The sequence below is a fragment of the Methanosarcinales archaeon genome, from assembly GCA_014859725.1.
In the GTDB taxonomy this organism is placed as follows: Archaea; Halobacteriota; Methanosarcinia; order Methanosarcinales; family Methanocomedenaceae; genus Kmv04.
The window spans coordinates 1-2,723 of the sequence record JACUTQ010000230.1 but is presented as its reverse complement, the minus strand read 5'-3'; the positions used below and the strand labels follow the sequence as shown (position 1 = coordinate 2,723).

The window sequence follows — 2,723 nt, the reverse complement described above, 5'->3', positions numbered from 1 at the left end:
TGCTGTAATTAGTTAATTATCTTAAATCGGAAGTAGGGCTATTCGGAAGTACTGTTTCCTAATAAAATACAATTTTCACATTTTTTCCTCTGGCAGTACTGTTTACCATATTCCACTATCAGGGCATGGTATTCCTTATAAAGGTCCACATCTGGTTCCAGTTCAGACTCGAACATTTGCTGTAGTGTCTGGTAGTTTCCGTTAATACCAAGACAGGCAAGGATTCTATTGGTATATGCATCGATCACGAACTTGGGTTTGTCGGCAGCATACAAAATGATGCTATCAGCAGTCTCTTCTCCCACACCATCCAGTTCCAGCAGGTCCTTACGTAGCTCATTCACGGGTCGGACAGACATGGTGTCTCCATTAAAAGAAAAAAATTCTGCCAGTTTTTTCAATCGTTTGGATTTTTGGCGGTAAAAACCTGTACATCTTATTAATTCTTCCAGGACTTCAGTGTTCACACAAGCCAGTGCCCCAGGGTCGAGAATGGAATGTTCCTTTAGGTTTGAAATAGCACATTCCACATTGTTCCATCGGGTCTGCTGGGTCAGCAGTGCTCCTACAGCTACTTCAAAAGGAGTGTCAGCAGGCCACCAATGCTGGTGACCCAACAAAGACAGCAGTTTTTCATAAACCTCTGTTAGATGCATTATATACCCGGTCATATTACATTTTAGATCAATAACATAATAAGACCCAATAAGATAAAACAAGAGTATTATTCCTTATACCAGTAACTATAAAATATACCCGAGTATTGACTTAGAACGCAATAAGAACATTAGTGAGTGTATCAAAATGGCACAAGATAATAAATTATTATGGAAAGAAGAAATCTGCGCTGGGTGCGGCACCTGTGAGAGGAGTTGTCCTGTTGAGCCCAGGGCCATTGTAGTAACAGAAGGTAAGGCCGTAATAGACTACAACCTGTGCGATTCCTGTGGTATTTGTGTCAAGGAATGTCCGGTCAAAGCACTGTACTTTGAAGTAATTGCATAACTGATATCATATCATCTTTATTATTTTTAATAAACTTAGTTCCAACTGCATAAATTAATACTGCTTTCACTCATTTTTAACCTCTATTTAACAGATGTTTGAAAAATGAGACTATTTTTATTGATCCGTTTTTTCATTTAATGAGTTTGGCGGCATTCTTGAATATTTTCTCAATTTTAGTCACTATTGTTGCTGTTTTGAATCAATCCAACTTAAATACTCATTTTAAATTTATATTCATTTGAATGTTTTGTTTTTCGAAAAATAATATTAATAAAAATGTTCAATTTAGTTATTTACCTGTGGGGGCAGGAAAACTATTAATACTTTAAAGAAGCTGGATGGAAGTTAAAAGAAGGTGTTTTATGGCTTTTCACGTGATGATAATCCCTACTTTGGGCTGTCCTTCGAATTGTAGTTACTGCTGGAGTTCGGAGGAAGGGTCTCCAATAATGAGCATTGAAACAATTAAAGAAGTGGTTAAATGGCTCAAAGGTTTCAGGGATGATCCTGTTACATTTACCTTCCACGGCGGAGAACCCCTCCTGGCTGGCGCAGATTTTTTCAAAGAAGCGTTACCATTATTGGCTGAGGGTTTGGTTGATCAGAAAGCGGCTTTTGCTCTACAGACAAATCTCTGGAAAATGACCCCCGAACTAGCCCAAATTTTAGCTGAGTATAATATTCCCATAGGTTCCAGTATAGATGGTCCCGAGGAGCTTAATGACCTGCAAAGAGGGAAAGGATATTATGAGAAGACCATGAAGGGGTATGAAATTGCCAAAGCCAATGGTCTTACAGTGAGATTTATCAGCACCTTCACAAACTATTCTGTAGAATTCAAGGAAGATATTTTCAATTTTTTCCTGGAAAATGGTCTAACTCTTAAATTACATCCTGCACTTCCATCTTTACGTGATGAAAACCCTGATAAATGGGCACTTGATCCGGAAGAATATGGAAAATTGTTAATTTATCTGCTAGATAAATATCTGGAAAACATAAATGATATAGAAATTATGAATATTGACCACCTGTGTAAATGTGTGTTCACAGGTCGCGGCAGTGTGTGTACTTTCGTCGATTGTATGGGAGATACCTTTGCGGTTGGACCTGATGGAAGCATATATCCTTGCTATCGATTTGTAGGTATGCCAAAATATGTTATGGGCAATGTGTATGACCATCCAAGTGTGGAAGATCTTGCCCGGTCTTACGCATGGAAGCTTATGGACCAATATAAGGAATATGTAGATAAAAAATGTGGGGATTGCAGCTACATTAATTCCTGTCGGGGTGGATGCCCTTACAATGCCATAGCACCTAATGAAGGTGAAATAAGGGGTGTAGACCCACACTGCACCGCATATAAGATGATATTCAAGGAAATAAATGATAGGATAAATAATGAATTATTTGGTGGTGCTGGTATGCCCGGCCTTCCACCAGAACCGAATGTTAATGCAGGAATAATGTCCTTAATGCTTAAAAGCTCCTGAATCAGGAAAATTGATTATAGGAACTGATCTATAAGAATTGTTGATTACCTCCTTCTTTTTTCTTGGCTAGAGTAAAAGAGTGGCTTTCGCCACCCTCTCGCCGAGTAGCCGGGGGCCGTTGCCGACCCCAAGCCCTCTAAGAACCGGACTTGTAACTTTCATTTCATCGCCGAGTAGCCGGAGGCCGTTGCCGGCCCCAAGCCCTCTAAGAACGGCACG

Annotated in this window: 3 protein-coding genes; 2 read left to right on the top strand and 1 reads right to left on the bottom strand. The window is 39.6% G+C overall.

The genetic code is table 11. The features are described from left to right. Positions 1 to 38: 38 nt before the first annotated feature. Positions 39 to 656 carry an endonuclease gene (locus IBX40_12560; GenBank protein MBE0525141.1) on the bottom strand — a complete coding sequence of 206 codons (618 nt, stop codon included), beginning with the start codon at positions 654 to 656 and terminating at the stop codon, positions 39 to 41. 148 nt (positions 657 to 804) lie between these two features. Here IBX40_12560 and IBX40_12555 point away from each other — a divergent pair, with 148 nt between their 5' ends. Continuing rightward, on the top strand, positions 805 to 1,005 hold the full coding sequence (locus IBX40_12555) for a 4Fe-4S binding protein (protein MBE0525140.1): 201 nt from the start codon (positions 805 to 807) through the stop codon (positions 1,003 to 1,005). 365 nt (positions 1,006 to 1,370) lie between these two features. Next, on the top strand, positions 1,371 to 2,504 hold the full coding sequence (locus tag IBX40_12550; GenBank protein MBE0525139.1) for a TIGR04083 family peptide-modifying radical SAM enzyme: 1,134 nt from the start codon (positions 1,371 to 1,373) through the stop codon (positions 2,502 to 2,504). Positions 2,505 to 2,723: the final 219 nt, after the last annotated feature.

Excerpts from the sequence above, each read along its gene's own strand:
- IBX40_12560 (MBE0525141.1), bottom strand. The coding sequence starts at position 656 with ATGCATCTAACAGAGGTTTATGAAAAACTGCTGTCTTTGTTGGGTCAC.
- IBX40_12555 (MBE0525140.1), top strand. The coding sequence starts at position 805 with ATGGCACAAGATAATAAATTATTATGGAAAGAAGAAATCTGCGCTGGG.
- IBX40_12550 (MBE0525139.1), top strand. The coding sequence starts at position 1,371 with ATGGCTTTTCACGTGATGATAATCCCTACTTTGGGCTGTCCTTCGAAT.